Origin of the sequence: Desulfotomaculum sp. (assembly GCA_003513005.1) — a bacterium.
Taxonomy (GTDB): Bacteria; Bacillota; Desulfotomaculia; order Desulfotomaculales; family Nap2-2B; genus 46-80.
Genome location: DOTD01000101.1, coordinates 6,713 through 8,813, shown reverse-complemented (window position 1 = coordinate 8,813; position 2,101 = coordinate 6,713). Strand labels below are relative to the sequence as shown.

5 protein-coding genes and 1 pseudogene are annotated in these 2,101 nt (G+C 48.8%); all 6 read left to right on the top strand.

Features of this window, described 5'->3' with window-relative positions; all coding sequences use genetic code 11:
• Positions 1–281 precede the first annotated feature (281 nt).
• Positions 282–407, top strand: a pseudogene (locus DEH07_12650) (type II toxin-antitoxin system Phd/YefM family antitoxin).
• On the top strand, positions 400–810 hold the full coding sequence (locus DEH07_12645; GenBank protein HBY05319.1) for a hypothetical protein: 411 nt from the start codon (positions 400–402) through the stop codon (positions 808–810). The pseudogene DEH07_12650 and the gene DEH07_12645 overlap by 8 nt, the downstream one beginning before the upstream one ends.
• Positions 780–1,052 carry a prevent-host-death protein gene (locus DEH07_12640; protein ID HBY05318.1) on the top strand — a complete coding sequence of 91 codons (273 nt, stop codon included), beginning with the start codon at positions 780–782 and terminating at the stop codon, positions 1,050–1,052. The genes DEH07_12645 and DEH07_12640 overlap by 31 nt, the downstream gene beginning before the upstream one ends.
• Positions 1,039–1,353: a type II toxin-antitoxin system RelE/ParE family toxin gene (locus tag DEH07_12635; GenBank protein ID HBY05317.1), complete on the top strand. Its 315-nt coding sequence runs from the start codon at positions 1,039–1,041 to the stop codon at positions 1,351–1,353. Before DEH07_12640 ends, DEH07_12635 begins: the two co-directional genes overlap by 14 nt.
• Before the next feature lie 183 nt (positions 1,354–1,536).
• Complete coding sequence (locus DEH07_12630) at positions 1,537–1,779, top strand: hypothetical protein (GenBank protein ID HBY05316.1); 243 nt, start codon at positions 1,537–1,539, stop codon at positions 1,777–1,779.
• A gap of 97 nt (positions 1,780–1,876) precedes the next feature.
• A partial coding sequence (locus tag DEH07_12625; GenBank protein ID HBY05315.1) for a hypothetical protein occupies positions 1,877–2,101 on the top strand: 225 nt, incomplete at its 3' end.

Sequence of the window (2,101 nt, the reverse complement as noted above, 5' to 3'; positions counted from 1 at the left end):
CGGCAAATTTGCAGGTTACCCGACTTCCCATCCCACATTGGCCGAAAGGCGGAGACATTGACACGGAAGAACCGTCCCCCTGTGCGCCCCCATAAATTTACCCTTACCCTATCAGGAAACATTGCCGGAAATAAAAGAACTGGCTCACCGGCTGGGCCGGCAGGGTATTAAGACTATTAAGGCTTTGCGTATAGACAGCCACGGTAAGTGCGCTTTTGAGTTTGCCGATCCTGTTGTTGCGGCACGGGCTATTGCCGGGACTGAAATTTCTGCTTTGCTGTGAAGAAAAATTGTTTATGCTTGATGTGTATAACAAATTGGCTGCAGCTGAGGCGCAGATAGCGGAAGGAAGAGTGCTGGACGGAGAAGCCTCTCTGAGAAGCATAAGAGGGAAATACAATTTATAGGCCAATTGTTTCAGAGCTTGCTTACAGAGATATGGATAATATTGTCTCGTACATTGCTGTTCAACTTGCAAACCCCACTGTAGCTGCCAACTTCCTGAATGAAGTGGAAAAATGCTACGGCTATTTGAAAAGCAATCCGCTTATTTATGAACGGCGCCATGACGCTTATTTGGAAAAGGTAGGCTATTACAAAGCGATCATCAGAAACTATGTGCTGGTTTATAAGGTTGATGAAGCGGCTAAGGCCGTCACCGTATATATTAACCGCTTAACCTCCGAAGAAGGCGGCTGCGCCATCGAAATCTCTTCCCTTGTTATGCTAAAGAAATTCGTGTATAATATCTTTAGATTAGGCAAGGAGGCCGGTTTTTTATGCCGAACATTAAATCCAGTACGGACTTAAGGAATAACTACAATGAGATCTCGAAATTCTGCCATGAAAGCAGAGAGCCTGTTTTTATTACCAAAAATGGGCAGGGAGATTTGGCTGTTCTGAGCATTGAAACCTACGAGATGCTCAAAGGCAAAATTGAACTATACCAACTGCTTGACGAAGGCAGGGCGGCAGTAAAAGAGGGAAGAAAGCGTCCGCTTGAAAATGTAATGCGAGACATCAGGCAGGAGTTAATTAATGGCAAAATATAGGGTTGACGTATCGGAACCTGCCGAAAACGACCTGCGTGACATTGTCCGATATATCTCTGCGCAGCTGTCAGCATCAATGACTGCATTGCAGATGATGGACACCGTTGAGGAAGCCATTATGGGTTTAGCGGTCATGCCACAAAAATGCCCTCCGGTGACTGATGAACGGCTTGCAATTATGGGATATCGGAAGTTGCTCATAAAGAACTATATTGTCTTTTTCACGATAGATGAAAAATCAAAAGTAGTTAATGTTGAGAGAATTCTTTATGCAAGACGCGATTGGCATCATATCCTATGATTGTAGTAAATTCCTGCGGCCGGATAGATTTCTTTACTAAGGAGCCGCGATAAATTAAGGTGCTAGAGCTTAACAATTTGATGGCGTGGTTGTATCATAGCGTTGGGGTGATAGGTTACGGAGCCACGATGGAACCCGCCATTTTGGATCGGAGATCGGCTTTTCATAGATAAGGATCTTGAATTGATCCGTTGGACGGCAGAGCGCTTTCCGGGCTTGAGCCGGATGGAACTGGTTTTGACCCTGTGCTTTGAACCTGCCGTGGAAGGCGCCAGACGGACAATTGCGCCTTCATGGGTGCTTGGAGTTGTTGGAACAACTGGCCACAGCAGAAATTGTCCAACTTCCGGCCAAACAAGCAAGGAGCAGTTGCCGACCGGCCCGCTTCCGGGCGGAACCCTTGCCTTAAGACTGTGGCAAGCCTGAACGAGGTGCGGCCAGTGACAGTCGAACCGGTGCTACCCGAGGAACGGGCGGTCTGGGACGTAACGATGGCAGAGTATCATGCGCTTGGCAGCGGCACATGTTACCGGGCGGCGATACTTTCGCTCAGGTGGGCCAGACGACAGGCCGGGGGCGGCTGGATCGGCGGTACGATCAAGAAGGAACTGTGCGGCAGGTCTTCGTCTATCCGCTGGAGCGCAACTGGCGGCAGTCCCTCATGGCGGAAGAACCGGCCGGAAAATGCAGGACAGAAGAGAAAGAGCATATCGAGCGATCAGTTTCGGCAGGGAGGGACGAAGGGATG